Source organism: Bradyrhizobium sp. FW305-F6, from assembly GCF_058782905.1.
Genome location: NZ_JBYSYD010000002.1, coordinates 715,170 through 741,764, shown reverse-complemented (window position 1 = coordinate 741,764; position 26,595 = coordinate 715,170). Strand labels below are relative to the sequence as shown.

General features: G+C 66.0%; 25 protein-coding genes. 15 read left to right on the top strand and 10 right to left on the bottom strand.

Features of this window, described 5'->3' with window-relative positions; genetic code table 11:
* Positions 1-12 precede the first annotated feature (12 nt).
* Positions 13-1,233 carry a helix-turn-helix domain-containing protein gene (locus AC3WLX_RS14795; RefSeq protein WP_492336497.1) on the bottom strand — a complete coding sequence of 407 codons (1,221 nt, stop codon included), beginning with the start codon at positions 1,231-1,233 and terminating at the stop codon, positions 13-15.
* Positions 1,234-1,320: 87 nt separating this feature from the next.
* Here AC3WLX_RS14795 and AC3WLX_RS14790 point away from each other — a divergent pair, with 87 nt between their 5' ends.
* Together AC3WLX_RS14790 and AC3WLX_RS14785 are read left to right on the top strand one after the other, a co-directional pair.
* The gene (locus tag AC3WLX_RS14790) at positions 1,321-2,115 is read left to right on the top strand and encodes a DUF899 domain-containing protein (RefSeq protein WP_492337293.1); all 795 of its coding nucleotides are present in this window, start codon (positions 1,321-1,323) and stop codon (positions 2,113-2,115) included.
* Positions 2,112-2,432 (top strand): hypothetical protein, encoded by a 321-nt coding sequence (locus AC3WLX_RS14785; protein ID WP_492336496.1) that lies wholly within the window; start codon positions 2,112-2,114, stop codon positions 2,430-2,432. The genes AC3WLX_RS14790 and AC3WLX_RS14785 overlap by 4 nt, the downstream gene beginning before the upstream one ends.
* 151 nt (positions 2,433-2,583) lie before the next feature.
* Here the strand turns inward: AC3WLX_RS14785 and AC3WLX_RS14780 are convergent, their stop codons facing one another.
* Together AC3WLX_RS14780 and AC3WLX_RS14775 are read right to left on the bottom strand one after the other, a co-directional pair.
* Positions 2,584-3,006, bottom strand: a complete 423-nt coding sequence (locus AC3WLX_RS14780; protein ID WP_492336495.1) for a c-type cytochrome — start codon at positions 3,004-3,006, stop codon at positions 2,584-2,586.
* 113 nt (positions 3,007-3,119) lie between these two features.
* Complete coding sequence (locus tag AC3WLX_RS14775) at positions 3,120-3,836, bottom strand: L,D-transpeptidase (protein ID WP_291631643.1); 717 nt, start codon at positions 3,834-3,836, stop codon at positions 3,120-3,122.
* A 275-nt stretch (positions 3,837-4,111) separates the two neighbouring features.
* Here AC3WLX_RS14775 and AC3WLX_RS14770 point away from each other — a divergent pair, with 275 nt between their 5' ends.
* The 3 genes from AC3WLX_RS14770 (at position 4,112) to AC3WLX_RS14760 (ending at position 6,780) form a co-directional block, all read left to right on the top strand.
* Positions 4,112-5,164, top strand: coding sequence for a glycosyltransferase family 4 protein (locus AC3WLX_RS14770; protein ID WP_492336494.1), 1,053 nt, complete (start codon positions 4,112-4,114; stop codon positions 5,162-5,164).
* 31 nt (positions 5,165-5,195) lie between these two features.
* Positions 5,196-5,885 (top strand): class I SAM-dependent methyltransferase, encoded by a 690-nt coding sequence (locus tag AC3WLX_RS14765; RefSeq protein ID WP_492336493.1) that lies wholly within the window; start codon positions 5,196-5,198, stop codon positions 5,883-5,885.
* 235 nt (positions 5,886-6,120) lie between these two features.
* On the top strand, positions 6,121-6,780 hold the full coding sequence (locus tag AC3WLX_RS14760; protein ID WP_492336492.1) for a hypothetical protein: 660 nt from the start codon (positions 6,121-6,123) through the stop codon (positions 6,778-6,780).
* Positions 6,781-7,037: 257 nt separating this feature from the next.
* Here the strand turns inward: AC3WLX_RS14760 and AC3WLX_RS14755 are convergent, their stop codons facing one another.
* Positions 7,038-8,702, bottom strand: coding sequence for an aminotransferase class III-fold pyridoxal phosphate-dependent enzyme (locus AC3WLX_RS14755; RefSeq protein ID WP_492336491.1), 1,665 nt, complete (start codon positions 8,700-8,702; stop codon positions 7,038-7,040).
* 35 nt (positions 8,703-8,737) lie between these two features.
* Between AC3WLX_RS14755 and asd the strand changes: the two genes are divergently transcribed.
* On the top strand, positions 8,738-9,601 hold the full coding sequence (gene asd / locus AC3WLX_RS14750; protein WP_492336490.1) for an archaetidylserine decarboxylase: 864 nt from the start codon (positions 8,738-8,740) through the stop codon (positions 9,599-9,601).
* Positions 9,602-9,667: 66 nt separating this feature from the next.
* Positions 9,668-10,231: an NUDIX hydrolase gene (locus AC3WLX_RS14745; RefSeq protein WP_492336489.1), complete on the top strand. Its 564-nt coding sequence runs from the start codon at positions 9,668-9,670 to the stop codon at positions 10,229-10,231.
* Positions 10,232-10,282: 51 nt separating this feature from the next.
* Here AC3WLX_RS14745 and AC3WLX_RS14740 read toward each other — a convergent pair whose 3' ends face one another.
* Positions 10,283-11,629, bottom strand: coding sequence for a FecR family protein (locus AC3WLX_RS14740; protein WP_492337292.1), 1,347 nt, complete (start codon positions 11,627-11,629; stop codon positions 10,283-10,285).
* A 266-nt stretch (positions 11,630-11,895) separates the two neighbouring features.
* The gene (locus AC3WLX_RS14735) at positions 11,896-12,678 is read right to left on the bottom strand and encodes a DUF2147 domain-containing protein (protein ID WP_492336488.1); all 783 of its coding nucleotides are present in this window, start codon (positions 12,676-12,678) and stop codon (positions 11,896-11,898) included.
* A 189-nt stretch (positions 12,679-12,867) separates the two neighbouring features.
* On the opposite strand from AC3WLX_RS14735, the gene AC3WLX_RS14730 reads away from it, so the two are divergent.
* The gene (locus AC3WLX_RS14730; RefSeq protein WP_492336487.1) at positions 12,868-13,788 is read left to right on the top strand and encodes a DUF2147 domain-containing protein; all 921 of its coding nucleotides are present in this window, start codon (positions 12,868-12,870) and stop codon (positions 13,786-13,788) included.
* A gap of 475 nt (positions 13,789-14,263) precedes the next feature.
* Positions 14,264-15,469, top strand: a complete 1,206-nt coding sequence (locus AC3WLX_RS14725; RefSeq protein WP_492336486.1) for an extensin-like domain-containing protein — start codon at positions 14,264-14,266, stop codon at positions 15,467-15,469.
* A gap of 33 nt (positions 15,470-15,502) precedes the next feature.
* Here AC3WLX_RS14725 and AC3WLX_RS14720 read toward each other — a convergent pair whose 3' ends face one another.
* Together AC3WLX_RS14720 and AC3WLX_RS14715 are read right to left on the bottom strand one after the other, a co-directional pair.
* The gene (locus tag AC3WLX_RS14720) at positions 15,503-15,832 is read right to left on the bottom strand and encodes a DUF6665 family protein (RefSeq protein WP_492336485.1); all 330 of its coding nucleotides are present in this window, start codon (positions 15,830-15,832) and stop codon (positions 15,503-15,505) included.
* Between the two features lie 43 nt (positions 15,833-15,875).
* Positions 15,876-16,511 (bottom strand): TetR/AcrR family transcriptional regulator, encoded by a 636-nt coding sequence (locus AC3WLX_RS14715; protein ID WP_492336484.1) that lies wholly within the window; start codon positions 16,509-16,511, stop codon positions 15,876-15,878.
* Between the two features lie 193 nt (positions 16,512-16,704).
* Between AC3WLX_RS14715 and AC3WLX_RS14710 the strand changes: the two genes are divergently transcribed.
* The 3 genes from AC3WLX_RS14710 (at position 16,705) to AC3WLX_RS14700 (ending at position 22,337) form a co-directional block, all read left to right on the top strand.
* Positions 16,705-18,015 (top strand): HlyD family secretion protein, encoded by a 1,311-nt coding sequence (locus tag AC3WLX_RS14710; protein WP_492336483.1) that lies wholly within the window; start codon positions 16,705-16,707, stop codon positions 18,013-18,015.
* 230 nt (positions 18,016-18,245) lie between these two features.
* The gene (locus AC3WLX_RS14705) at positions 18,246-19,832 is read left to right on the top strand and encodes a DHA2 family efflux MFS transporter permease subunit (RefSeq protein ID WP_492336482.1); all 1,587 of its coding nucleotides are present in this window, start codon (positions 18,246-18,248) and stop codon (positions 19,830-19,832) included.
* 708 nt (positions 19,833-20,540) lie between these two features.
* The gene (locus AC3WLX_RS14700; RefSeq protein ID WP_492336481.1) at positions 20,541-22,337 is read left to right on the top strand and encodes an ABC transporter ATP-binding protein; all 1,797 of its coding nucleotides are present in this window, start codon (positions 20,541-20,543) and stop codon (positions 22,335-22,337) included.
* Between the two features lie 89 nt (positions 22,338-22,426).
* Here AC3WLX_RS14700 and AC3WLX_RS14695 read toward each other — a convergent pair whose 3' ends face one another.
* Positions 22,427-23,170, bottom strand: coding sequence for a sulfite exporter TauE/SafE family protein (locus AC3WLX_RS14695; RefSeq protein ID WP_291625373.1), 744 nt, complete (start codon positions 23,168-23,170; stop codon positions 22,427-22,429).
* Between the two features lie 223 nt (positions 23,171-23,393).
* Here AC3WLX_RS14695 and AC3WLX_RS14690 point away from each other — a divergent pair, with 223 nt between their 5' ends.
* On the top strand, positions 23,394-23,657 hold the full coding sequence (locus tag AC3WLX_RS14690) for a hypothetical protein (protein ID WP_492336480.1): 264 nt from the start codon (positions 23,394-23,396) through the stop codon (positions 23,655-23,657).
* Position 23,658: 1 nt separating this feature from the next.
* Here the strand turns inward: AC3WLX_RS14690 and AC3WLX_RS14685 are convergent, their stop codons facing one another.
* Positions 23,659-25,029 (bottom strand): aminotransferase-like domain-containing protein, encoded by a 1,371-nt coding sequence (locus AC3WLX_RS14685; RefSeq protein ID WP_492336479.1) that lies wholly within the window; start codon positions 25,027-25,029, stop codon positions 23,659-23,661.
* A gap of 49 nt (positions 25,030-25,078) precedes the next feature.
* Here AC3WLX_RS14685 and AC3WLX_RS14680 point away from each other — a divergent pair, with 49 nt between their 5' ends.
* The gene (locus AC3WLX_RS14680) at positions 25,079-25,549 is read left to right on the top strand and encodes a DUF983 domain-containing protein (RefSeq protein ID WP_492336478.1); all 471 of its coding nucleotides are present in this window, start codon (positions 25,079-25,081) and stop codon (positions 25,547-25,549) included.
* 66 nt (positions 25,550-25,615) lie between these two features.
* Positions 25,616-26,329 (top strand): alpha/beta fold hydrolase, encoded by a 714-nt coding sequence (locus AC3WLX_RS14675; protein WP_492336477.1) that lies wholly within the window; start codon positions 25,616-25,618, stop codon positions 26,327-26,329.
* Positions 26,330-26,595: the final 266 nt, after the last annotated feature.

Below are 26,595 nucleotides of genomic sequence, written 5' to 3'. Positions count from 1 at the left end.
TCAACGCGTATCCTACGTCTTCAGGAGCGGGACAGGGAGTAACAAGCCTGTCGGGAAACCCGGAACGGGCGGCGTCATCCAGCGGCGCGACCGTCCGTGTCCGAACGACTGCACCTTGCCCGACCGCGCCAGCTCGTCGAGGCTGCGCTGCACGGTGCGCGGGCTGATGCGAAGCGCAAGTGCGAGCGCCGAGCTCGACCATGGCTCGCCGTCGGCGAGAAGGGCCAGAACAGCGGCTTGCTTTTCCTCATTGGGCCGCGCCAGCACGAGGACGTCGCGCGTCTTCCGCGGCGCGAGCACGAAGCCCTGTTTCGTCGCGCTGATGTCGGCGAGAGCTTTGAGCTTGGTACGGAGACGTCCGATCTCGACGCGCAAGCGTGCGCGGTGCGATTCGTCGGCGTGCCTGGCATGAAAGGCGCCCGATATCAGCGTCTCTCGCGAGACATCCGCGGGCCACGCCTGCGCCAGCAGACGCGCCAGCGTAAACAGCACAGGCCGCGTTCCAAGCGGCACGACGACGCCTCGCCTGCGTACCACGTGATGGAAAGCGTCCACGACGAACGCCGTCGAGGTCGCCAGCCTCTCGACCTCTCCGAGCAGGAGCGGCTTTTCGCTGCCGCGTGCGATCAGGCGTGCTGCCGGCGTGTCGAGGACGAGGTTCGCGCTGTCGACCTCAGCCGCGAGTGCCGGGATTTCCGCCAACCCCGCGGCGTGCGCCGCGCGGCCGAGGGCCGCGCGCGCGTCTTTCGTCCTGAGCCGCCTGATGGCGATGCCGGCCACCACGAGCTCGCGGACGGCTTGGGAGGCGGGCGGGAGCCGCGCCGGACGGATCTCGACCAGGATACGCTCGGCCTCGTCGAGGCGTCCAATCAGGAGCAACCGGCGCGCCTCGATATGGCCGGCATGGGCGGCGTTGGCGAGATCGCCGTGCTTTTCGAGCGTCGCGCGCGCCGCCGCGAGCGTCTTGACCGGCCAGTTCAGCTCGCGGGAGACCAGCGCGATCTCGGCTTCCGCCACGATGCACCGTGCGCGCGCCACCGCCTCGCGCGGCCCGAAGGCACGCGCCGCCGTGCGCAGCAATGTCTTCGCCTTGCCGAGATCGCCGAGCTGCGCCATCGCGATGCCGCGCAGCGCCAGCGACGGCGCATCGTTGCGCAGCGCGACGCGGTTCAGCGCGCCGAGCGGATCGCCGGCCTCCAGCGCGCGCGCTGCGGCCGTGATCAGCGATTCCATGTCAATCGCGCCACACTTGTTACTCCCACCACGCAGCCGCGAGCCGGCAAACATCGTTGGCAGGAGCGCAGATGAATTTGGAGAGTCATCATGACATCAGTTGAGAACGCAGGAACCAGCGAACAGACCGCCATGCAGACGCCGCCGGTGGTGTCGCCTCAGGACTGGGAGGCGGCGCGTCTGGAATTGCTTGCGAAGGAAAAGGCGCATACCCGTGCCCGCGATGCCCTGGCTGCCGAGCGTCGGCGCATGCCGTGGATGGCTGTCGACAAAACCTATGCGTTCGAGGGGCCTGGCGGCAAGCTCAGTCTGCACGACCTGTTCCAGGGTCGGCGGCAGCTGATCGTCTACCGCGCCTTCTTCGAGCCCGGCGTGTTCGGCTGGCCCGATCACGCCTGCCGCGGCTGTTCCATGGTCGCCGACCAGGTCGCGCATGTCGCGCATCTCAACGCCCGCGATACCACGCTGGTGTTCGCCTCCCGCGCGCCGCAAGCCGACATCATCAGGCTGAAGCAGCGGATGGGCTGGACCATGCCGTGGGTCACCATCACCGACGGCTTCGATGCCGATTTCGGCGTCGGCGAATGGCACGGCACCAATGTGTTCTATCGCGACGGCAGCCGCATCTTCCGCACCTATTTCGTCAAGAGTCGCGGCGACGAGCAGATGGGCGGCACCTGGAACTATCTCGACATCACCCCGCTCGGCCGCCAGGAGGTGTGGGAGGACTCGCCGCAGGGCTATCCGCAGACGCCGACCTACAAATGGTGGAACTGGCACGACAGCTACACGGAAGGCGCGGCGCCGGACAAGAGATGGGTGGAAATCTCGGATGCCGGCGAGAAGGCGTTTCGCGAGGAGGCGGCGGGAGAGCGGGCATGACGGGGCCGGTCAGCGCGGTCCCCAGGCTCAACGGCGTCGCCGCCGCGCGCCGCCTCGCCGGATGGCTGGCATTGGCGGCCACGCCGACCTTCGCGATGATGGCGCTGCTGACGGCTCTGAGCGGCGGTCCGGCGGATGCGATGTGCGGCGCCGGACCTTGGCTGAGCGGTATGGCACCGATGTATCTCCTGATGAGCGCGCTTCATTCAGCGGCGTGGCTCAAACTGATCGCGGTGGTTGGAGCGCGCTCGGCCGATAAGCCCGGTGTGAACGCCTCGTCCTTCGAGACGCGCGCAAGGGCGCGCTCCTCGGGATGAGGCTAACTGGCAGCTAGGACCTAGCGCAAGTACCACGGATAAATTGCGACCGCGCACTCCGCCCTCATCCTGAGGGCCCGCCGATAGGCGGGCGTCTCGAAGGATGCGCCGCGATTTCCTATGCAAGCCTCAGCACGCGGCACCTACGCCGTTACTGCGAGCCTGATGCCGCCTGCAAATACGCCGCCACCTTCGCCGCCTCTTCCGCCGAGATGCCGCCATAGGGCTGCATCTTGTGGCCGGACACGACCTCATCCGGCTTGACCATGAAGCGGGTGAGCTTGTCCTGGTCCCAGTTGAAGCCGGCTTCCTTCATTGCGGAGGAGTAGCTGTAGTCCGGCAACGAGCCGGCCTTGCGTCCGACGATCTTGTTGAGATTCGGGCCGAGGCGGTTGTCGCCTTCCTTCATGGAGTGGCAGGTGCGGCAGGAATTGTTGAAGGCCTGCTTGCCGGCGTCGTCGTTCGCGGATTGCTGCGCGAGCGCGGACGGCGCGAACAGAAGCACCGTCAATGCTCCAGCGCCGGCGATCGCGTGCAGCCATGGGCTGGATGAGGATTGCAGGCGTGATTGCATTTGCGCCTCCATCGGGGACCTGCGCCAAAGCAAGCGCGCGTCGGGAATGCCGAGGGCAAACGAATACGGCCCCGGGGGGTTCCGGGGCCGTTTGCGTCACGTGTCCTGTCGCTTTATCGCGTTGCGGTGCCGAGGTCCGCACGGCGCTCCGTCATCGGAAGCACGATCACCTTGGTGCCGACGTTGACGCGGGAATAGAGGTCGGTGACGTCCTCGTTGGTCATGCGGATGCAACCGGAGGAGACGCGCTTGCCGATGGTCTCGGGGGCGTTGGTGCCGTGGATGCGGTAGATGGTGCCGCCGAGATACATGGCGCGTGCGCCCAGCGGGTTGCCGGGGCCGCCGGCCATGTGGCGCGGCAGATAGGGCTGGCGGGCGATCATTTCCGGCGGCGGCGTCCAGGCCGGCCATTCGGCCTTGCGGCTCACCGACTGGATGCCGGACCAGGTGAAGCCATCGCGGCCGACGCCGATGCCGTAGCGCAAGGCCTGGCCGTTGCCGAGCACATAATAAAGATAGGTGTTGGGCGTATCGATGATGATGGTGCCCGGCGCTTCGCGCGTTGCATAAGACACGGTCTGGCGGCGGAAGCGGGCCGGCACCTCGACGGCGTCCTGATCCTCGGACGGTTCGGTCTGATAGGTCGGCGCCTGATAGGGTTGATAGGGCTGGAACGGCTGGGGCGCGGCCGTCGGCGGCAACGGCTGGAAGAACGGGAAGATCTGCATCGGAGCGGCGTTGGCCGCACCGGCGAATGCGACCGCGGAGATCGCTACTGCACCGAACGCGACGACGCGCGAATAGGTCTTGAAGGTGTCCAGATTGAACATGTGATCGCCCCTGTTTGCTCGGTGTTGTTTTTCACCGCGGCACCGTTTCGGTGCTCCGTTGCGTAAGATCACTAACGGCAAAGCGTTTCGGGACATTTGCGCGGAAAGCCGAAAATGGTTTCACGGCGGCAAGGATTGTTTCATGACAGTTTCGTGGCCGTAGGCGTCCGTTAACGAACAAAACAGCCCGCCGACATTTCGATGACGTCACACGCCTGAAATATCCTTCGTTGATGGTCGATGCCTGAGAATCATCAAACTCTCGGGATTTTCCGATGCGGGTATTAATCGCGACCGACGCCTGGCATCCGCAGGTCAATGGCGTGGTGCGGACGCTGACCTCGCTGGCGAACGCGGCCAAGGCACTCGATGTCGAGATCGCCTTCCTCACCCCGGACGGCTTTCCGTCCTGGCCGGTGCCGACCTATCCAGGCCTGCGCTTTGCGCTGCCTTCGGCGAAGGAGATCGCGCGGCGGATCGAGGCCGCGGCGCCTGACGCGCTGCACATCGCGACCGAGGGCCCGATCGGCTGGGCCGCGCGGGCCTATTGCCGCCGCAACCGGCTTGCCTTCACCACGTCCTACACAACGCGCTTTCCGGAATATGTCGCGGTGCGGACCGGCATCCCCGCAAGTGTCGGCTATGCCGTGCTGCGCCACTTCCACGATGCCGCCGCCATGACCATGGTGGCGACCCCTTCGCTGCGGCAGGAGCTCTCCGAGCGCGGCTTCAAGCGGCTCGGCTTCTGGACGCGCGGCGTCGATACCGAGCTGTTTCATCCCGATGCTCCGGCACAGCTCGACCTGCCGCGTCCGATCTTCATGACGATGGGGCGCGTGGCGGTGGAGAAGAACCTCGAAGCGTTCCTCTCGCTCGATCTGCCCGGCACCAAGGTCGTCGTCGGCGACGGTCCGCAAAAGGCTGCGCTGGAGAAGAAATATCCCGCCGCAATCTTCCTCGGCGAGAAGAAAGGCGCGGATCTCACCGCGCATCTCGCCGCAGCCGACGTGTTCGTGTTTCCGAGCCTGACCGACACGTTCGGCGTGGTGCAGCTGGAGGCGCTCGCCTGCGGCACGCCGGTGGCGGCGTTTCCGGTCACGGGTCCGAAGGACGTCATTGCCGATCATCCGATCGGCGCGATCGACCACGATCTGCGCGCCGCGTGCCTGCGCGCGCTCACGATGTCGCGCGAGACCTGCCGAAACTTCGCGCTGGAGCGCTCCTGGGAGAACAGCGCGCGCCAGTTTGTCGGCAATCTCACCTCACTTCAGCCCAGCCGCGCCTTGCGCGCCTCGCCTCGCATGGCGCGGCGGCCGGTGCGCGGTTGACCTTCAATCAGAACCACAGCGAGAACCATCGATGGCCAAGATCATGAACCTTGACGGCACCCAGCAGCTCGACCTCACCCGCGGCACGGTCGAGCAGGCCTATGACCGCTGGGCGCCGGTGTACGATCTCGTGTTCGGCGGCGTGTTCGCCAAGGGCCGGCAGGCGGCGATTGCGGCCACCAACAAGATCGGCGGCCGCGTGCTCGAGGTCGGCGTCGGCACCGGCATCTCGCTGCCGCTCTACGCACCGAACCTGCGCATCTTCGGCACCGACATTTCGGAAGCGATGCTGGACAAGGCGCGCCGCCGCGTGAAGGAGCAGAAGCTGAAGAACGTCGAGGGCCTCGCGGTGATGGACGCCGAGAAGCTCGAATTCCCCGACAATTCCTTCGACGTGGTGATGGCGCAGTACGTCGTCACCGCGGTGCCGAACCCGGAAAAGGCGCTCGACGAATTCGCCCGCGTGCTGCGCCCGGGCGGCGAACTGATCATCCTCACCCGCGTCAGCGCCGACACCGGCATGCGCCGCTTCATCGAGCAGAAGCTGCAGCCGGTGGTGCGTCCGCTCGGCTTCCGCACCGCCGAATTCGCCTGGTCTCGCTATGCCAAATGGCTCGCCGGTGCGAAGGGCATGGAGCTCGCCGAGCGCCGCCTGATCCCGCCGCTCGGCCACTTCTCGCTGGTGCGCTTCCGCAAGGTCGAGCTCGCCAAGGCGGCGTAACTGCCCCTCCTCATGGTGAGGAGGCGCGAAGCGCCGTCTCGAGCCATGAAGGCCTCGTTACTGCAGCCGGGCCTTCATCCTTCGAGACGCGCGTTCCGCTCTCCTCAGGATGAGGAGAGAGTGTGAACCGTGCGTCACCGCGCCGCTGCGCATCGTCACATGACAAGATGATGTTGTCACACGGCCTACATCGAATCCCTTTAACCCCGTACCCGAAAGCATCTTGGGGAAGAGCATGATCAAGAATTATCTCGAGCAGCTGCGGATCCAGCGCTGGGACGACCATCGCTACTATCACCACAGCCGCATCAACCAGAGCCTGCACTTCGTCAGCGCGCTGAGCTTCCTGTTCGCCTATGTCTGGCTGTTCATCGACCCCGTGGTGTCAGCGCTGGTCGGCTGGCTGGTGTCGATGACCTCGCGCCAGGCCGGTCACTTCTTCTTCGAGCCGCACACTTACGATCACGTCAACCAGGCGACGCACGAATACAAGGAAGAGATCAAGGTCGGTTACAACCTTCAGCGCAAGGTCGTGCTGATGGCGATCTGGGCGCTCTCGCCGCTGGTGCTGCTGGCCGATCCCACTCTGTTCGGCCTGTTCACGCCGTGGGCGAGCGCGACCGACTTCATGCGCCAGGTGGCGAAGATCTGGCTCGTGGTCGGCGGCGGCGGCCTGTTGTTCCGCACCGTGCATCTGTTCTTCATCCGCGACGTCGAAACCGGCCTCGTCTGGATGACCAAGATTCTGACCGACCCCTTCCACGACCTGATGCTTTATCACAAGGCCCCGCTCGCGCTGATGCGCGGCGAGCTGATGGATCCCGGCCTGCACCTCAATCCCGAGCATACGCTGGGTCTCGTCGGCGAGCCCGTGCTCGAAGAGCAGCACGCCTGAGCGCGCGGCTCTCAGAACCCATTCCGATGTCTGATGATTACGTCATGCCCGGCCTCGTGCCGGGCATCCACGTGTTGGGGGCTGTGAACGCGGTGTTTGCTTCGCCTCTCCCGGCGTGGGGGGAGGTGGGATCGAGCGCGGCCCCAAGTCCCGTCATTCCGGGGCGATGCGAAGCATCGAACCCGGAATCTCGAGATTCCGGGTTCGGTCCTGCGGACCGCCCCGGAATGACAGAAGCTTTGTGGAGAGAGCCGGCCTCAGCGCCCGAAGCGCTTGGCCAGCATCTCTTTCAGAATCTGCCGCTTGATCTGCTTGTTGGTGAGCGCGCCGTCGTGCCACCAGAAGCCGTCGGCCTTCATCTTCTGCGCGGCGCGGACGAAGCGGTCGGCGACCTCGGTGAAGTCGGCGTCGGTGTAGTTGAGGCTGAAGATGAGCCGTCCCGTCCCGACCCAGCTAAGCGCCAGGCCCTCGGCGCGCAGGTAATATTGCAGCATCCAGTTGTAGCGCGACGGCGTGGTGTATTTCACCGTCCAGATCGAGGAGAAGTTGGCGAACCGAACCGGCAGGTCGGCACTCTCCATCATCCGGTTGAGCTTCCCGCAGCGGCCGTTCCAGGTCTCGTCGAGGCTCTCATAGACCGCGCGGAAATTCGGGCTGGCGAGGCGGCTCAGGAACTCGTCCATCGCCGTCATGACGTAGGGGTGGGAGTTGAAAGTGCCGCGGGCGAAGCAGATGTCGGCGGGCCGATCGTCGCGGAAGCGGCGCATCAACTCCTTCTTGCCGCAGACCACGCCGACCGGCAGCCCGCCGGCGAGGCTCTTGCCGTAGGTCACCATGTCGGCCTTGACGCCGAAATACTCCTGGGCGCCGCCGGCAGCGAGGCGGAAGCCGACGAAGACCTCGTCGAGGATCAGGACGATGCCGCGTTCGGTGCAGACCTCGCGCAGCTTCTTCAGCCACTCGGTATAAGCGGCGCGATCGAAATGGCCGCCGCGGGAGGAATCGACCAGCGAGGAATCGCCGGGCGCGTTGGCGTTGGGATGCAGGCCCTGCAACGGATTGACCAGCACGCAGGCGATGTCGCGGCGCGTGCGCAGGACATGCAGCGTCTTCTCCGACATCTCGGCGAGGGTGTAGGTCTCGTGCGCGGGAATGGGATTGCCGACGCCGGGCTGCACGTCGCCCCACCAGCCGTGATAGGCGCCGGCGAAGCGGACCAGATGGGTGCGCTTGGTGTGGTAGCGCGCCAGCCGCACCGCCTGCATCACGGCTTCGGTGCCGGACATGTGGAACGAGACTTCGTCGAGGCCGGAAATCCGGCAGAGCCGCTGCACGTTCTCCAGGATGACGGGGTGGTACGGACCGAGCACGGGGCCGAGCGCATGCGCGCGCTTCTCGGCACCCTCGATGCACTCCTTGTAGAAATCGTTGCCGAAGATATTGACGCCGTACGAGCCGGTGAGGTCGTAGAACGTGTTGCCGTCGACATCGGTGACGGTGACGCCGCTGGACGATTCCATGAAGGTCGAGGGGCCCAGGTGCTCGCGGACGAGACGCGAGAACTGGAACGGCACGCGGTAGCTCTCGGTGAAATTCAGGTCGGAGATGGTCTCCGCCGCTTCCTTCGTCATCGCGCGCCCTTTCGGGTAGCGCTCGGCGTAGAGGGCGGCGAGACGGAAGAAGCCGTCCTTGCGCTGCGCGGCGATGTTCGCGGGCGCGCCGTCGCAGGAGAAATAATCGCTCTCTCCGTACTCGTAGAACGGCAGCAGTCGCGCCACCCGGCGCGACATCTTGGAATGCCCCGCGAGCGAGCGGTGCTTGGCTCGGGACAACTCGACCCGCGCTTTCAGCTTCGGGAAGACGGCGGCAGCGGAGGCTGCGGCGGCCACGGACATCGAGAGAATCGGGAGTGTCGTTTCCATGACAACAAGCGCTAACCCTGCGAGCTGACAGATTCATGACAGTCAAAGCCCTCATCGCCTCTTTCACCCAGCAGGAAGACCTCAACTTCCTGCTGACCAACCGCATCCCCCGCGCGGCCCTGACCCGCTTCATGGGCTGGTTCTCCAAGATCGAGAATCCGATGGTGCGGGATTTCTCAATCGCGCTGTGGAAGCTGTTCTCCGATCTCGATTTGTCGGAGGCGCGCAAGACGCATTTCAGGAGCCTGCACGATTGCTTCACCCGCGAGCTCAAGCCGGGCCTGCGGCCGTTCGATCCGGATCCTTCCGTTGTCGCCAGCCCGTCGGACGGCATCGTCGGCGCTCACGGCAGGATCGCCGACAGCGAGCTGTTCCAGGTCAAGGGCGCGCCCTATTCGCTCTTGGATCTGCTCGGCGATTCCGCTCTGGTCGATCAGCACCGCAACGGCTCCTTCGTCACGCTGCGGCTGACGTCGAGCATGTATCATCGCTTCCACGCGCCCTACGATGCACGCATCGAGCGCGTCACGCTGATCCACGGTGATGTCTGGAACGTCAACCCGATCGCGCTCAAGCGTGTCGAGCGGCTGTTCTGCAAGAACGAGCGCGCGGTGATCCGCACCCACCTCTCTACCGGCGAGGCGGTGACACTGGTGCCCGTTGCGGCGATCCTGGTCGCGAGCATCCGGTTGCACTTCCTCGACATGGTGTTGAACGCGCAGACGAAGGGGCCGGTCAGTTTCCCTTGCGACGTCAACGTGGCCAAGGGCGAGGAGCTCGGCTGGTTCGAGCACGGCTCGACCATCATCATCCTGGCGCCCGGCGATTTCAACTTCTGCGACGGCATCGCCGAGGGCTCGCGTATTCGTGCGGGTCAAGCGCTCTTGAGGAGAAAGTAGCCTTCAATCTGCCGTCCCCGCTGGCTATATCGTCTGTCGGGGACGACGATTCTGGATGTGTGAGCGATGGCGCGGGCGCCGGTCTTGGCCGCGGGGGGTATTGTGCTGCGGCGTGGCTCGGCGCCGTTGATTGCGGTCGTGCGCCAGCGCAAGCGCAACGAATGGGTCCTTCCCAAGGGCAAGCTCGACGACGGCGAGACTCCAAAGGAAGCGGCGCACCGCGAGGTGTTGGAGGAGACCGGCCACGACGTCGCCGTGCACGAATTTCTGGGGACGCTGGTTTACCAATCCGGCGGGCGCTCCAAGGTCGTGCATTTCTGGCGGATGGAGGCGGGCGGCGGACCGATCCGCAAGCTGATGAACGACGTCAAGGCGGTGGACTGGCTGACGCTGGACGATGCAATCGCGCGCCTGTCGCGCGAGTACGAACGCGCGTTCCTCAACCAGGTTGGTCCGATCGCGCTCGCGGCGGCGGGGCTAGCAGCGTCGCCGCCGCCTGAGCCGGCGCCAACGGCCGACGACATCGATGCCGCCTTGCAGACGCTGACGCCGGCCGAGGCGGCGTCCGTCAACGAGCTGCGCCACGGTTTGCTGCAGAAGGTGAAGGCGTGGCTGCGCGGCGAGGCATGAGAGCTGTTCACGCCGCTCTGCCAGCCTCGCAACGACGGAGGCGCGGCGTTGTCACCGCCGCTCCTTCCTGTCCTTCGGATATGGCGCCGGGTTTCGTGGCGGTGTGAGGCGCTGCCGGAATCCGCCGGGGCGCTGCAGGCCTGGCTGTTGAGCCGCGGCCGGCCGGCCCGGCTGCGGCGGCATGATTCCGCTGGGCGGGGGTTGGATCTGTCCAGCGCGCTGCGGCCGGGTTTGCGGGGCGGCGCCCGGCTGCGTTGCTTCTCCCCGGCGAGGTGCGCCTGTCGGGCGACCTGCGCCTTGCTGGCCCTGCTGCTCCTGGCCTGCGCGTCGACCACCCGGCTGCATGGCGCCGCCTTGTCCCTGCCGCTGCGGCGGCTGCGCGCCTTGCCGGTCGGGCGTACCCGGCTGCTGCCGACCCGGACGGATGTTCTGGCCGGGCTGGCCGTTCGGTCGCTGTTGTCCGGGCGTCGTCGCCGGCCGCAATTGCTGCTGCTGCGGCTGGACCGGCCGAGGAATGCGGCTGAGCGCGCCCGGATTGCTGCGACGGAAGTCGCGCTGCTCGACGATAATTTGCCGGCCCGCCGTCTGCGTCAGATGCACCTGGCTGACGAAGCCGCGGTCGCGCGCGATCTGCTGGGTCGGAATCGCGAGCGGCACCGCGGCAAAGCGCATGACGCCGCCGCCTGCACCCGGCCGGATCGCGAAGCCGCTGGAGGCCTGCGTCAGCGCGCCGAGCCGCGTTCCGCTGGTGCGGTCGGCGACCTCGATGTGGCCGACCCGGCCATCGGCGTCGGGGTAGAGCTTGATGTTGACGTTGCGCGCCCTGTTCGCCGCCGCACCCTCGGGCACGTCGACGACGCCCGTTGTGCCGCGGATGCCGAGCGTTGCCGTCGGCGTCGTGATCTTCATGTCGCCGGTCTTCGCCACCGCGGCCGCCACGAAGGCGACGGTGCCCTTGCTGATGTCGAAGATCGCCGAATTTTGCTTGCCGCCGTCCTCATAGACGTAATTGTCGATGGTGATCCTGGCACTGGCCGAGAGATTGAACGTCGTGGCGTCGTCGAAGGTAATGCCGAGCGAGGAGTTCGACGAGGTCTGGACGATGTCGTTCAGATAGATGTCGTCGCGCACGCGCAGCGGATAGGAATTCTTGTCGCGGATCACGGTCGCGATCCCCGTCACGGTCGCGACGTTGCCGATCGGCTCGACGGCGGCGGGCTGCGCGTCTGCAGCGGGTGTCGGTGAGGCCGACGGCGTCGGGGAGGGGCCGGGTATCGGCTGTGCCTGCGGCTGCGCCTGGGCGAGCTCGATGGCCTCGGAGCCGAATGCCATGTTGCTGCCGGCCAGTGGCAAGGCCAACAGGGCGAGCGCGAACACGAGGCGGGGCCAGGCTACCAATGAAGTCACGAGGAGGTCCGGTGAGAACGCGAGGCGAGAGCTGCGGATTTCAGCCGCGGGCAGCTGAATGGCGGATGAACATGGGCGGCAAGAGAGGAAGGTTCAAACAGCGCGCGATGCGAGCGTGGGGTCGGCTATTTCGGCAACGTCATGGCCGGGCTTGTCCCGGCCATCCACGCTTTGCCGTGCGGCACCAAGAACGTGGATGCCCGGGACAAGCCCGGGCATGACGACGTCGTATGCTTTGCGATGTGACACCTTCGCTATCAGCTCACGCGCTTCCAGGTCTGGCCGCCGCAGAACATGCCGCCGAAGGCGCAGCCCTGCACGCGCATCGTGTTCGGACCCTTCATCGAGATCGTGGAATCGTAGTTGCGGCCGGAGTTGGGGTCGCGAATGCGGCCGCTCCACTTCGATCCCTCGGGCTTCATGTTGATCAGGACGCGCTCGTTGGTCTTCTCGGCGTAGCCGCAGAGATTGACGCCACACTGCTCGACGCGGACATTGCCCTTGTTCTCTTCGGTGGCCCAAATGCCGATCGGGGTGTTCGCCGCTGCCACCGGCGCGGCCGCCACGGGAGCCGGTGCCGGAGCAGCAGCGACGGGTGCGGGGGCGGTCACGGGAGCAGGCGCAGCGACGGGAGCAGGCTGCGTGCCGTCGAAGCCGACGGAGGGAGCGGCAGCAACGCTCGCGGCCGGGGTCACGGGTGCTGTCGCGGCTGGTGCGGCCGGCGCGGTCGCCTGCGGCACGGGCTGCTGCTGGACGGGGGCCGGCGCGGGCTGCGCCGTCGTCGTCGCCGGAGCCGGCGTGGTATCTTCGTCATCATCCTTCGAGCCGCCGAGACCCTTGAGGTTGATGTTGTTCAGCTTGATCGGCTTGTCGGACAGGCCGGGCGCCACGATGGTCACGCAATTGAGCGAAGCGCAGTTGCGCGGCGTCTCGATGCGGATGCGCTGGCCCTCGATCTGGAACGAGATCGAATTGCCGGCGTGCGCGGCAGCCGTCGAAGCGAGGAAGAGCGCGGCGGCGGCGATGGTGAGCCTGTTCATGACAACCTCCGAAAATAGCGCGGTCCCGATGGACTGGTCGCTGGTGGATGAAGCGTGGCTCGACCCTACGCCGCGGCGGTCAGGCGTTCTGTGACCGGCATCACAACGAGCGCGGCCGCCTGGGTGAGGTAGCGCACATTCAGCTGCACCTGGCTTGCTAGAGTTGTCGCGACATCGAGGGAGACGCCGATGCAGCGGCTTGCGATCCGGCTTGCGACTTGGCTCGCAATTTGTCTTGGCACATCGATCGCGCTGATGGCGGTCGCGACTACGGCGGAGGCCGGCTCGCGCACTTTCTCGATTGGCGGCCACCGGTTTCATGTCGAGGCGCCGCGCAACTGCCGATCCGCCTCCTGTGTCACGGTGTCTTCCAATCGCAGCCTGCGGCCGACGGCAGATGCCCGCGCACCGGCCTTGCCATCAACGCCCGCGCCGGTCGTCCAGGCGCCGCAGCCGGCTTGTCCAGAAGCGCCGGCTCGGCCGCCACAAGCAATCACCGCCGTGCAACCGTTGGTGCCTCCCGTCCTTGCCGCGGCGACGTCGCAGCCCGTTGTGCCGCCGCCGTCAAGATCGGAGACGTCGGGGATCGAGACGTCAAAATTCGACGCGCCGGCCCCCGGCCTGCCGCGCGTTGATCTGCCGCGCCTCGATCAGCCGAAGACCGTCGCGCTCGATGCGCCGCGTAGCGATCCGCCGGCCGTCGACCCGAGTCCGCAGATCAAGCAGGCCGCAACGGTGGCGCAGCCTGGCAATGGCGAGAGCTACACGCCGCTTGGCGAATGGGAGAGCGCCGGCGCCAAGGGCACCGTCCGCATCGAGCGTTGTGGACCTGCACTGTGCGGCTACGCGCTGACGGACGCCTCGCGCAGGGGCGAGAGCGTGCTCGTCAACATGAAGCCGAAGAAGCACGATGTCTGGACCGGCAGCATCTACAGCCGCTCCAGCGGCAACACCTATCACGCCAGGATGACGCTGAAGAGCTCCGGCAAGCTGCGTGTCGAAGCCTGCGCACTCGGCCGCTTCTGGTGCTCTGGCAACGACTGGACGCGCGTCGAGGCGCCGCGCGAGCAACTGATCACGACGTCACCCGAATGGAGCGCGCGGTCGTAGCTCTTCGTGATGCGCTGCGCGTTACTGTGCCCTCGCCCCTTGTGGGAGAGGGCAGCTCCGCTGGAAGACACGGGCTCGCCGGGGTGAGGGGTTTCATCCACGAGCACAAGCGCGGGAGGATAGAACCCTTCATCCGGCGCTTCGCGCCTCCTTCTCCCGCAATGGGAGAAGGAGAGGAATCCGTGCGGTCGATTGTTGCCCCTAGACCATCCCGAGCACGATGGCGCCGACGAAGGCCATGGCGAGGTAGGCGGTGATAACGCTCAGTCTGCTGCCGAACGTCATGAGGTCACTCCCCGATGGTCGCGCGCTTTGCCGCGACCGGCATGGTTAACAGAGAGTGTCTCAACAAAAAAGTCAGCCTTGTTGTCGCGGATCGGCGGCAGGGTCCAGGCAAGCCCGGGCCATCATGGTTAAAGAATACTGAAATCAATACGTTGAAGAGTCTTTAAGTAAATTCACCGAACGTGCGTCCATGACGCGCGGAGTTCGTTTGTACCTCGTCGGCTCCATCGTCCTTGTTTCGCTAGCGGGTTGCGGACGCGGCTTTTTCCAGGCCGAACGCGAACCGTGGCGGGCCGAGGCGGAAGCCGCATGCTTGAAATCGGGCGCGGTGAAGGAGAATGCGGACATCGTCCGCATCGACCCGATTTCCGGCCCGGGCCAGTGCGGCGCCGAATTTCCACTCAAGGTCGCAGCGATCGGCGAAGCCTCCGGCACGTATGGCTTTGCCGACGAGCCATTGCGTCCGCCGGGGAGCATCGGCAGCCAGCCGCGCTGGCCCGTGAGGCAGCCGCAATCGAACTATCCGCAGGGCCAGAACTACCCGGCCTCGTCCTATCCGCCGCGGTCGAACTATCCCGAGAGTCCGACGCGCCAGCCGTCCGGCTATGGGGCCTCGACCGGGCCGATGTCGCTGAACGCGCCTGGCGTGGCGCCGCAGGAAGACGAGATCGATCTGCCGCCCGAAGGCACCGATGCTGCCGGAGCCGCGCGCTACATGAATGCGCCGAGCTATCCGACACGGCCGGCGCCTTACTCGCAGCCGCCGGCGCAGCAGCCCCTGCCGCGCCTTGGTCCGGCGCAGGGCAATCCCGTCACGGCCGTCGGGCCCGTCGCGATCAAGCCGACGGCGACGCTGGCCTGCCCGATCGTGTCCGAGCTCGACCGCTGGCTCGCCGACACGGTGCAGCCCGCGGCGATGCGCTGGTTCGGCGTGCGCGTGGCCGAGATCAAGCAGATCTCCGCCTATTCCTGCCGCGGCATGAACGGCAACTCGCGGGCCCACATCTCCGAGCACGCCTTCGGCAACGCGCTCGACATTTCCGCCTTCGTGCTGGCCGACGGCCGCCGCGTGACCGTGAAGGACGGCTGGCGCGGCGTGCCGGAAGAGCAGGGCTTCCTGCGCGACGTGCAGGCAGGGGCCTGCGCGCATTTCACGACCGTGCTCGCGCCGGGCTCCAACGTCTTTCACTACGACCACATCCACGTCGATCTGATGCGCCGCCCGAGCCGTCGCCTGATCTGCCAGCCAGCCGCAGTGTCGGGCGACGAAGTTGCCTCGCGCGCGCAATCGCGCAGACCCTATGCCAACGCGCGCGATCCCTCCGTCACCGGTTCGATCGGCGCGCGCAAGAGCACCGCGCACAGGCGCGAAGACGACGATTACATCGACGAATAGGCGGCGGCGCTCATGCTGGCTACAATCTGCGATCTACGCCTGCTTCGACGGCGCCAGCCCCATGCAGCGCTGCACCTCGGCCGGGACGTTGTAGGTGCGCATGATGTGGCGGCTGTCGCGCAGGCCCGTCGCCTCACGTTGGACCACGAACATCCAGAGCGCCTGGCCGGCTGCCAGAACCAGCTTGTGCCTCGCCGGCTGCATTGAGGCCGGCGTCGCCGAGCCTGCGTGGGCGGCATCGAACTCGCGCAAGCGCGCCAAGGCCTGTTCGAGCGCGCGGCCCATCCGGCCGAGCGCCGAGGCTTGTTCCTGGACGATCTCGTAGTGGAGAATGTCGACCGGCGGGCGAAGATCACGAGACATGGCCGCAATATAGTGCGGCCCCGTCTGCAGGCGCAACGCGCTGCTACTTCGCCTTGTACGCCGCCAGGAACATCCGCGTGGCGCTGTCGACCACCTCGGCCATGCGCTGTTCCGACGGCGCCGGTGCGGCCTGGAATACGAAGGGCAGGAACAGCGAAGCCTTGGCCAGTTCCATGAACTGCGAGGCGGCAAGATCGCAATCGCCGATATCGAGATCGCCCGCGACCACACGCGCCCTGAGATAATCGGAGAGGCGGTTGATGCTCTTGTCCAGCACCCGCGCATAATAGCGGCGGCCGACATCAGGCATGCGTTCGGCGATCGCCATGACGGTCCGGATCGCCGATCCGCCACCGGGCCGGCAGACAAGGTGAAGATAGGCGAGGCCGAACTCCCTGAGCGTGGCGTCGGCATCGCGGGCAGGATCGAAGCTGAACACCACCTGGCCATGCTGGAGCGCCTCCTCCTCGATGATGGCCTCGAACAGCGCGGATTTGTCGGCGAAGTAGACGTAGAGCGTGCCCTTGGAGACCTGCGCGGCGCGCGCGATCTCGCCCATGCTGGCGCCGTCGAAACCCAGATCCATGAACACCTTGCGGGCACCGTCCAGGATCTGGCGGCGCTTGGAGCTGTCCTCCTCCTGGACGACTGGGCGATCTTCGCTGGCGGCTACAACCATTGGTTTAGGCTCTCGGAAGGTTTTTCGATCGGGATCAACGCCATGAAACCCGAATAAGGACTGGCGCAGTACAATCGCGGCGAGACATTTCTTTATATTGACCGAACCGTTCGGTCAATGATATTTAGATCCGCGAGAGGAACTGGCTGCACCGCGGCCGCCCTCTGGTCGCGCTTTTTTGTGGGAGGCCTTCATGGCCGTATCGAGAGACCAGACCGCTCGCATCCTTCGTCAGGACGAGGTGGGGGATCAGGCGGGCGGTGATGCTGCGTCCGCGACGACCCCGCTCCCTGCGGAGCACTCCCGCAACCCATCGGCCGAGGAGGCGAAGCGTCCGCTCCCGGTGGAGCCGGAGAGGCCGGCGGCGGACAGGCCAGCCGCTCCCGCGCCAAGCGCGCCCGCTGCCGCTGCGCCGAAATCCGGCAAGCGCAAATTCGTGTTGATGGGTGTCGGTCTTCTGCTGGCGCTCGCAGCCGCGAGCTATGTCGGCTATTACACGCTGGTCGGCCGCTTCTACATCTCGACGGACGATGCCTATGTCCGTGCCAACAACACCATGCTGGGCGCGCGCGTTGCCGGCCACATCGCCGCGATCCTCGCCGCCGACAACACGCCGGTGCGGGCAGGCGACATCGTCTTCCGCATCGACGACGGCGACTACAAGATCGCGGTCGAAGCCGCCGCGTCCAAGATCGCGACCCAGCAGGCCACCATCGACCGCATCGGCCGCCAGGTCGCCGCGCTCGACAGCCAGGTCGCGCAGGCCAGAGCGCAGCTCGTCTCCGCGGAAGCCGGCCTCAAGCGCGCCGACCTCGACTATGAGCGTCAGCAGGCGCTGAGCAGCAAGGGCTTTGCCTCGCGCGCCACCTTCGAAAGCTCGGAAGCCGGGCGCGATCAGGGGGCTGCCGCGGTCAAGGCTGCAAAGGCCGCCTACGACGTCGCCGTCAGCAATGTCGACGTTGCCAAGGCGCAGCAGGCCGAAGCGCAGGCGCAGCTCGCCGAGCTCAAGACCACGCTCGCCAAGGCCGAGCGCGACCTTAGCTTCACCGCGGTGCGCGCCCCGGTCAACGGCACGTTCTCCAACCGCCTGGTCAACACCGGCGACTTCGTCGCGGTCGGCCAGCGCCTCGGCAACATCGTGCCGCTCGACGACGTCTATATCGACGCCAATTTCAAGGAGACGCAGCTCAAGCGCATCCGTCCCGGCCAGCCGGTGACGATCAAGGTCGATGCCTACGGCATGCGCAAGTTCTCCGGCGTCGTCGACAGCATCGCGGCGGGTGCAGGCTCGGTGTTCACGCTGCTGCCGCCCGACAACGCCACCGGCAATTTCACCAAGATCGTGCAGCGCGTGCCGGTCCGCATCCGCGTGCCGAAATCGGTGGCGAAGCAGAACCTGCTGCGCGCCGGCATGTCGGTGTATGCGACCGTCGACACCAACAAGGGTGCGGCCGACGCCGACAGCGAGGTCGATCTCGACGATCCCACCGTCCATCCGCAGTAGGATCGCTGTGATGATCGAGACGAGCGCTGCTCCCTCTTTCACCTCTCCCGAAGGGAGAGGTCGGATCGCATCGGAAGATGCGATCCGGGTGAGGGGTTACGCTCTCTCGTGGAAGCTGGAGCCCCTCACCCGATTTGCACTGGACGATGCTGCGCATCGTCAGGCGCAAATCGACCTCTCCCCGATGGGGAGAGGTGGACCGCGCCCTCTCGCGCGAGCTGAGTGAGAGAATGGCCACCGCCACCACCGCTTCGCCTGCCATGATGGCGGATCCCGCATCGGAGCGCATTGCGCCGAAGCGGCTGTTCGCGTTCATCATCATGGTGTTCGGGATGTTCATGTCGATCCTGGACATCCAGATCGTCTCGGCCTCCTTGAGCGAGATCCAGGCCGGGCTGTCGGCGAGCTCGAGCGAAGTCTCCTGGGTCCAGACCGCCTATCTGATCGCCGAGGTGATCGCGATTCCTCTTTCCGGATTCCTGTCGCGCGCCTTCGGCACGCGGCTACTGTTCGCGATCTCGGCGGCCGGCTTCACCGCCGCGAGCCTGCTCTGCGGCTTCGCCACCACGATCGAGGAGATGATCCTCTGGCGCGCGCTGCAGGGCTTCCTCGGTGCCGGCATGATCCCGACGGTGTTCGCCTCGGCCTACACCGTGTTTCCGCGCACGAAATTCCACATCGTCGGCCCCATCATCGGGCTGGTCGCAACCCTCGCACCCACGATCGGGCCGACGGTCGGCGGCTACATCACCGACCTGATGTCGTGGAACTGGCTGTTCTTCATCAACGTCGTGCCGGGGATCGGCATCACCATCGGCGTCCTGGTGCTGGTCGATTTCGACGAGCCGCATTTCGAGCTGCTCGATCGCTTCGACTGGTGGGGCCTGCTGTTCATGGCCAGCTTCCTCGGGACGCTGGAATATGTGCTGGAGGAAGGCCCGCAATATGAATGGATGCAGGATACCTCGGTCGCGGTCTGCGCCTGGATCTGCGCGATCTCGGCGATCGCCTTCTTCTGGCGCGTGTTCACGGCGGAGGAGCCGATCGTCAATCTGCGCACCTTCTCCGATCGCAATTTTGCCGTCGGCTGCACCCTGCAATTCTGCATCGGCATCGGCCTTTACGGACTGACCTACGTATATCCGCTCTATCTCGCCCAGGTGCGGGGCTACAGCGCGCTGATGATCGGCGAGACCATGTTCGTCTCCGGCATCACCATGTTCCTGGTCGCGCCGCTGGTCGGCCGGCTCATGGCCAAGGTCGACATGCGCTACATGATCGCGTTCGGGCTGATCGTGTTTGCGATCGGCTCCTATCAGATGACCTGGATCACCCGCGATTACGATTTCTACGAGCTGCTGGTGCCGCAGATATTGCGTGGCATCGGCATGATGTTCGCGATGGTGCCGACCAACAATGTCGCGCTCGGCACGCTGCCGCCCGAGAAGGTGAAGAACGCGAGCGGGCTGTTCAACCTGATGCGCAATCTCGGCGGCGCGGTCGGCCTTGCCGTCATCAACACCGTGCTCAACGACCGCACCGACCTGCACATCACCCGCCTCCAGGAGCGCGTGACCTGGGGCAATGCGACCGCGACCGAAACGCTGACCATGTTCATGCAGAAATTCCAGGGGCTCGGGGATTCCGCGCTGATGGCGATGAAGCAGCTCAGCCAGATCGTGCACCGCCAGGCCGTGGTGATGAGTTTCGGCGACGTGTTCCTCACGCTGACGCTGTTCTATCTCGGCCTCAGCCTGCTGGTCGCGCTGCTCGACAAGCCGGCCTCGCCGTTCGGCGCCGGCGGCGACGCGCATTGATCGGGCCACAGATCGGTGTCGTCGTCCGGCCTTCAACCGCACGGCAATCGCATGTGGTGCTTTGCGCGAACTGAGCGCGCGCCTCGTCCTTCGAGACGCCCGCCTCCGGCGGGCCCTCAGGATGAGGCTAGGCAGCATCGGTGCTCGTTGAAACTAGCGCAACACACTCGGTCCTCATCCTGAGGGCCCGCCAACGGCGGGCGTCTCGAAGGATGGCCACAGGCGAGATTGCTTCCATATGCAATTGCCCGGCTTGATCGGGCGACCCAGTCCGCCGAGACAGCGCGGCTAGAACCGAGAAGCCGCGGCGTACTGGATGCTCCGCCTTCGCGGAGCATGACGGCGGAGAGTAGCGGCGGCGCCGCGCACCAAATTGCAACACTCGTGCGTGATCTCGCACGGGCCCCGTTGCAAATCGAAAACGACACATCTATAAACCGCACCTCATTCATTCGAACCGGGAGGGATTTGCATGATTTCGTCGCATTCGCAGATCGTATGCCCGCGCTCGATGATCTCGCTGCTCGGAATGTACGCGGCCTTTTAGAGGCCTCTTCCGCCAGCTTCGATTGGGCCCAGGTTTCGACCCGGCGCCCCGATCGCTCCACCTCCCAAGTCAAAATCAGTCTTACGTGACGCCGTTCCGGCCTTCGTGGCCGGTCTGCGTCCATCGATGGAGCCGGCCCGCGCGTGCGGCCGGGTGATGTCATGACCGCTCTGTCAAAGAAACCCGCGGCGATTCGGGTCGTGCTGCCCTTCGTATTCCGGCACTGGCTGAAGCAGCCCTGGCGCGGCCTTGTCGTGGCCGGCGGCCTGCTCGGTGCAACCGTCGCTGACCTGTTCATGCCGGTATTCTCCGGACATCTGGTCGATGCGCTGACTCGCGGTCCCTCCGACCCCGATGCGCGGCACGCCGCGCTGGTCGCGTTTGGCGCCATCGTGGCGCTGGGCGCGGCCTCCGTGGTGCTGCGTCTGGTCGGTCTCCAGGCGATCGTGCCGTTCACGCTCAAGACCATGTCGGACGTCGCGCAGGAGGCTTTCACCCGCGTGCAGCGCTTCTCGACCGACTGGCACGCGAACTCCTTTGCCGGCTCCACGGTGCGCAAGATCACCCGCGGCATGTGGGCGCTCGACCTGCTCAACGACACCATCCTGATGGCGCTGGCGCCCTCGCTGCTCGTGCTGGTCGGCTCGATGATCCTGATCGGGATGCACTGGGCTTCGCTCGGCGTGGTGATCGCGATCGGGGCGATCTTCTACGTCACGATCACGGTGGTGCTCTCGACCCGCTACATCGCACCGGCGGCCCGCGTCTCCAATGCCTGGGACACCAAGGTCGGCGGCACGCTGGCGGATGCACTGACCTGCAATGCGGTGGTGAAATCCTTCGGCGCGGAAGCGCGGGAGGACACGCGGCTCGCCGGTGTCATCAACCGCTGGCGCGTGCGCGTGCGGCGGACCTGGTACCGCTACAATTACACGGCGATGTCGCAGCTGTCCCTGCTGCTGTGCCTGCGCGCGTCCGTGATCGGCGGATCGGTGCTGCTGTGGATGGCGGGCCACGCCTCGCCCGGCGACGTCACCTATGTGCTGACAAGCTACTACATCATCCACGCCTATTTGCGGGACGTCGGCATGCACATCAACAACCTCCAACGCTCGGTCAACGACATGGACGAACTGGTGGCGATCCATGACGAGCCGATCGGGATCGCCGATGCACCCGACGCGCGGCCGATCGCGATCGAGGGCGGCGAGATTGTGTTCGACGACGTCACGTTCCACTATGGCGGCCATCGCGCGCCGCTGTACGACGGCTTGTCGGTCAGGATCCGCGCCGGCGAGCGCGTCGGCCTGGTCGGCCGCTCCGGCTCCGGCAAGACCACTTTCGTCAAGCTGGTGCAGCGCCTCTACGACGTCACCGGCGGCCGCGTGCTGATCGACGGGCAGGACATCGCGCTCGCCACGCAGCAATCGCTGCGCAGCCAGATCGCGATCGTGCAGCAGGAGCCGATCCTGTTTCACCGCACGCTCGCGGAGAACATCGCCTATGGCCGGCCGGGCGCCGGCCTCGAGGCGATCGAGCAGGCGGCGCGGCTTGCCAACGCGCATGACTTCATCCTGCGCCTGCCTAAGGGCTACGGCACCCTGGTCGGCGAGCGCGGCGTCAAGCTGTCGGGCGGCGAGCGGCAGCGCGTGGCGCTGGCACGCGCGTTCCTGGCGGATGCGCCGGTGCTGATCCTGGACGAGGCGACGTCGAGCCTCGATTCGGAATCGGAGGCGTTGATCCAGCAGGCGATGGAGCGGCTGATGAAAGGCCGGACCTCGATCGTGATCGCGCACCGCCTGTCGACGGTGAGGAGCCTCGATCGCATCCTGGTGTTCGACCGCGGCGAGATCGTCGAGCAGGGCACGCATGCCGTGCTCGCAGCCAGGCAAGGCGGCATCTATCGCGGCCTGTTCGAGCGCCAGGTGGTGGAGCTCGGACAGATCGCAGCGGAGTGAGGCGCGCGGCGGCGGGGCGAAGGCCCCGGCAACGCGCTGTCAAAGGATGAAATGGGAAAGCGCGATGACGATTCAAACGTCGTCGCGCTTCAGTGCGTGCCAACACTGCTCCAGACGAGGCCCAGGCCCGACAGGAACAACAGGCCGAGCACGACATCGCCGAAGTGCTTGTCGCTCAGCGCGTGATAGACCTTGGCGCCGGCCCATGCGCCGATCAGCGTGCCCGGAAACGCGACCAGTGCGAGCCAGACCACTTTCAGCTCGACCAGGCCTGATGCCGTTTGCAACGCCAGCGCGGTGGCGAGCACCGTGAAGTTGAAGAGCTGGAAGATGCCGCGCCGCTCGTGCTTGTTCCAGCCGCGGATGTTGGCCCAAAGGATGGGCAGCGGGCCCGACAGACCGGCGAGGCCGCCGAGAATGCCGCCGGCAAAGCCGATCGCGCCGTCGGCGATCCTGCCGCCGAACTTGAAGGCGAGGGGTCTCTTGTTGAGGTACAGCGCGCTCGAAAAGATCAGGAGCAGCACACCGACGCTCAGCTTGAATACCTTCGGATCGGCCGTGGCGACCAGCATGGTCCCGAGCGGCACGCCGAGCAGACCTCCGATCAGGAACGGCCAAACTAGCGAGAGGTCGAAACTTTTCCACATCGAGGGCAGCGTCGAGGTCTGCGCGATCACCGAGCAGATCAGCACCAGGGGGACCGCAAGCGAGGGCGGCAGGACGTAGAGCCAGATGCCGAGCGCCATCAGCGCGGTGCCGAACCCGGCGAGGCCCGAGACGAATCCGCCGGCCAGGGCGCCGAACAGCAGCAGGACGTAGGTGAGCGTTTCCAACAGATTAGCCTTGTGGCGAAGGGCGATCCCGGATTCTTTCGATCGCCATCGCTCGCATAACATGCCTGCCGCCTTGCAGGTCAATCCATCCTGCACGCAAGCGTGATCTGCGGCGTTCGGGCATTCGCGAAAGACGCACCTACATGACGGTCGTACTTCAATCCTTGACCGCCCGGTGCGATCATTGGTCCGGATCGGCTGAAGGCGATAATGGAGAATGACGATGACCCGCACCAAGATGGCCGCTGCAGCCGCGCTGCTGGCAGCGGCGTTGATGCCGACAATGGCCCAGGCGCAATTTTCGGAGCCTGCGGCGTATCAGGCCGCCCATCCCGACCGCGACGTGCTGAACGGCGGCCAGCTCACGCCCGCCGGCCGCGCGGCTCTCGGTCAGCAGGCAATGCCGCGCGATGCGTATGCATCACAGGCCTATCCGTCACCTGTGGTATCCCCCGCGCGCTCCGCCCATCGCCGTCATCGTCGGTGATCTAAACGATCTGCCTGGGGTCGGCCGGCTTCTGCAGCGCGCCGACCAGGATGCGCAGCGCTTCCGCGAGTTCCGATCTATTGCGCGCCGCCCCCAGCGAGACGCGGGCCGCATGCGGCGGCGATCCGTCGACCGTGAAGGCATCGCCCGCGACGATCGCAAGGCCGTTCCGCAGCAGATGTGCCGCGAGATCGGGCCGGCCTTCCGGCAGCCGCAGCCACAGATGATGGGCGGCGGGCCTGGCGAGGAATTGAAAACCCTTCAGCGTGCGTTGCGCAAGCTGCTGGCGGCCGACTGCCTCGCTGCGAATGGCGCTGATGATGCGATCGGCAATGCCGCTTTCGATCCAATGCGTCACCAGTGCGACCATCAGCGGTGCCGGCATCTGCACGGTTGCCTGCAAGGAGGCGCGCATGTCACGCTGGGTGTCGCCGTCGGGCGTCACCAGATAGGCGACGCGAAGCGCGGGCGCGATGCATTTCGACAGCGTGGTCGCGAGATAGGTTTGCTCCGGAATGAGGTTCGCGATCGGCGAGGCCGAGCGGTCCAGCAGCCCGTACGCGTCGTCCTCGATCAGGATGGTGCCGGCATCGCGGATGATCTTCGCGACGGCGCCGCGCCGCTCGGCGGACAGCGTCGCCGTGGTCGGGTTGTGCAGCGTCGGAATGAGATAGACGGCCTTGGGCTTGTGCACGCGGCAGGCCTTTGCCAGCGCATCCGGCAGGATGCCGTCCTCGTCCATGGGGACACCGACGAGCTTGACGCCGAGCCGGGCCGCGGCGGCGTTGATGCCGGGGAAGGTGAGGGCTTCGGTCAGCACGGTTTCGCCCGGCTGCGCAACATGGGCGAGCAGGTTGAACAGGATCGTCTGCGTGCCTGGAAAGATCACGAGCCTGTCGGCCTGCGCATGCGGAACGCGTGCGCGTAGCCAGCGCGCCGCGACCTCGCGCTCATGCGCGCTGCCACCGGGCGGCTGATAGTTGAGATACGCCGTCAGGCCCGATTGTGCGCGGATGGCTTCCATGCCGGCGATGATGCGCTCGTCGAGCTGCGCCTCCAGCGGATGCGGCGGCACGTTCATCGACAGGTCGATCGCGACGGGATGCGGCAGGTCGACCGCGCGGCGCGCGCTGGTCTCCGACACGAACGAGCCCTGTCCGACGCGGGCTTCCATGATGCCGCGGCGCCGCGCTTCGGTGTAGGCGCGCGTCACCGTGGTCAGGTCGATGCCGAGGGCCTTTGCCAGCGCACGCTGCGTCGGCAATTGCTGGCCGCGCAGCAGCCGGCCAGCGGCAATGTCGGCCTCCATCGCATCGACGATGCGCTGGTAGCGCGGGCCGCTCAGCTCCGAGATTGTAGGGGTCCAATCCATGCAATTTGGCGCCATATCCTTTGAATGTATGGATACAGGATATTATTGTATGGATCGTCGAAAAGGAAGAGGTGTGGTCATGTCGGTCTCTCTGGCGCCGGTCTCTCTGGCAAAGGCGATGTGGCGCGGTTTCAGCGGCAAATGTCCGAATTGCGGGGAAGGGCACATGTTCGGCCGTTTCCTAAAAGTGACGGAGGCTTGCGACCATTGCGGCGAGGAGCTGTCTCACCACCGCGCCGACGATTTTCCGGCCTATCTCGTGATGGTCGTGGTCGGCCATCTCGTGGTGCCGGCGATCCTCGCGGTCGAGGCCGCTTATGCGCCGCCGGAATGGTTGCAACTCGCGGTGTGGCTGCCGGTGACGCTGGTCGCCTCGCTCGCGTTGCTGCAACCGACCAAGGGCGCCATCGTCGGGCTGCAATGGCAGCTCGGCATGCACGGTTTCGAGGCGAGCAAGCTGAGGCGCGAGGCCGGCGAGCTTGCACCGGTTCTGGTCAAGGCGGATACCCGCGCCGCCTGAGCGGCGTTTACATCGCGCGGCCGGCCAGTACACTCCGTCGTACCAACAGGAACGATGGAAACGCCGATGGCCGCACGCGCGAAGACCTTCCTGCTCTGTCATGGCGCCTGGTCCGGCGGATGGTCCTGGAAGAAGATGCACCCGCTCATGGCGCAGGCGGGACACCGCCTGGTGGCGCCGACCTACACCGGCCTCGGTGAACGCGCGCATCTGGCAAGCCCCGCAATCGATCTCGACACGCATATCCAGGACATCCTCAATGTCATCGCTTTCGAGGATCTCAGCGACATCGTCCTGCTCGGCCACAGCTATGGCGGCATGGTCGCGACCGGCGTCGCCGATCGCGCGCGCGAGCGCGTGACGCAGCTGATCTATCTCGACGCCTTCGTCCCGCGGGACGGGCAGTCGCTGTTCGATCTCAATGAGGGCGGGCGCGAGCCGATGCGAAGGGCAGCAGCCGCCGGCGACGGCTATCGCATCCCGCCGAATCCGCCGCCGCCCGACACCCCGCAAGACGATCTCGACTGGCTTAACCCGCGCCGTGTCCCGATGCCGATCAAGTGCTTCGAGACACGCTTGAGGCTCGGGCACGGCGAGCCGGCGATGCCGCGCAGCTACATCTATTGCACGCGCATTCCGCCGGGCGACGTGTTCGGCCAGTTCGCGAAGCGCACCAGGAACGAGGATGGCTGGCGCTATGTCGAGCTCGACGCCAGCCATGCGCCGAATGTCACGGCGCCGGAGGCGCTGATGAAGGTGTTGAACGAGATCGTCGCATAGCTCGCAGCCGTCATTCCGGGGCGTGCGCAGCACGAGCCCGGAATCCATTTCTCCTCCGTCTCTGCTGCACGATGGATTCCGGGCTCTCGCTTCGCGAGCCCCGGAATGACGGCGGGTGAGTAGTGGGGCGCCTGGCCAAAGTCTCGCTCGTCATTCCGGGGCGTGCGCAGCACGAGCCCGGAATCCATTCCCCCTCCGTCTGCGCCGTCCGATGGATTCCGGGCTCTCGCTTCGCGAGCCCCGTAATGACAGCGGGTGAGTAGAGG

Bases quoted from the DNA above. Each gene is read 5' to 3' on its own strand.
- AC3WLX_RS14795 (WP_492336497.1), bottom strand. From the start codon at position 1,233: ATGGAATCGCTGATCACGGCCGCAGCGCGCGCGCTGGAGGCCGGCGAT.
- AC3WLX_RS14785 (WP_492336496.1), top strand. From the start codon at position 2,112: ATGACGGGGCCGGTCAGCGCGGTCCCCAGGCTCAACGGCGTCGCCGCC.
- AC3WLX_RS14780 (WP_492336495.1), bottom strand. From the start codon at position 3,006: ATGCAATCACGCCTGCAATCCTCATCCAGCCCATGGCTGCACGCGATC.
- AC3WLX_RS14775 (WP_291631643.1), bottom strand. From the start codon at position 3,836: ATGTTCAATCTGGACACCTTCAAGACCTATTCGCGCGTCGTCGCGTTC.
- AC3WLX_RS14770 (WP_492336494.1), top strand. From the start codon at position 4,112: ATGCGGGTATTAATCGCGACCGACGCCTGGCATCCGCAGGTCAATGGC.
- AC3WLX_RS14765 (WP_492336493.1), top strand. From the start codon at position 5,196: ATGGCCAAGATCATGAACCTTGACGGCACCCAGCAGCTCGACCTCACC.
- AC3WLX_RS14760 (WP_492336492.1), top strand. From the start codon at position 6,121: ATGATCAAGAATTATCTCGAGCAGCTGCGGATCCAGCGCTGGGACGAC.
- AC3WLX_RS14755 (WP_492336491.1), bottom strand. From the start codon at position 8,702: ATGGAAACGACACTCCCGATTCTCTCGATGTCCGTGGCCGCCGCAGCC.
- asd (WP_492336490.1), top strand. From the start codon at position 8,738: ATGACAGTCAAAGCCCTCATCGCCTCTTTCACCCAGCAGGAAGACCTC.
- AC3WLX_RS14745 (WP_492336489.1), top strand. From the start codon at position 9,668: ATGGCGCGGGCGCCGGTCTTGGCCGCGGGGGGTATTGTGCTGCGGCGT.
- AC3WLX_RS14735 (WP_492336488.1), bottom strand. From the start codon at position 12,678: ATGAACAGGCTCACCATCGCCGCCGCCGCGCTCTTCCTCGCTTCGACG.
- AC3WLX_RS14730 (WP_492336487.1), top strand. From the start codon at position 12,868: ATGCAGCGGCTTGCGATCCGGCTTGCGACTTGGCTCGCAATTTGTCTT.
- AC3WLX_RS14725 (WP_492336486.1), top strand. From the start codon at position 14,264: ATGACGCGCGGAGTTCGTTTGTACCTCGTCGGCTCCATCGTCCTTGTT.
- AC3WLX_RS14720 (WP_492336485.1), bottom strand. From the start codon at position 15,832: ATGTCTCGTGATCTTCGCCCGCCGGTCGACATTCTCCACTACGAGATC.
- AC3WLX_RS14715 (WP_492336484.1), bottom strand. From the start codon at position 16,511: ATGGTTGTAGCCGCCAGCGAAGATCGCCCAGTCGTCCAGGAGGAGGAC.
- AC3WLX_RS14710 (WP_492336483.1), top strand. From the start codon at position 16,705: ATGGCCGTATCGAGAGACCAGACCGCTCGCATCCTTCGTCAGGACGAG.
- AC3WLX_RS14705 (WP_492336482.1), top strand. From the start codon at position 18,246: ATGGCCACCGCCACCACCGCTTCGCCTGCCATGATGGCGGATCCCGCA.
- AC3WLX_RS14700 (WP_492336481.1), top strand. From the start codon at position 20,541: ATGACCGCTCTGTCAAAGAAACCCGCGGCGATTCGGGTCGTGCTGCCC.
- AC3WLX_RS14690 (WP_492336480.1), top strand. From the start codon at position 23,394: ATGACCCGCACCAAGATGGCCGCTGCAGCCGCGCTGCTGGCAGCGGCG.
- AC3WLX_RS14685 (WP_492336479.1), bottom strand. From the start codon at position 25,029: ATGGATTGGACCCCTACAATCTCGGAGCTGAGCGGCCCGCGCTACCAG.
- AC3WLX_RS14680 (WP_492336478.1), top strand. From the start codon at position 25,079: ATGGATCGTCGAAAAGGAAGAGGTGTGGTCATGTCGGTCTCTCTGGCG.
- AC3WLX_RS14675 (WP_492336477.1), top strand. From the start codon at position 25,616: ATGGCCGCACGCGCGAAGACCTTCCTGCTCTGTCATGGCGCCTGGTCC.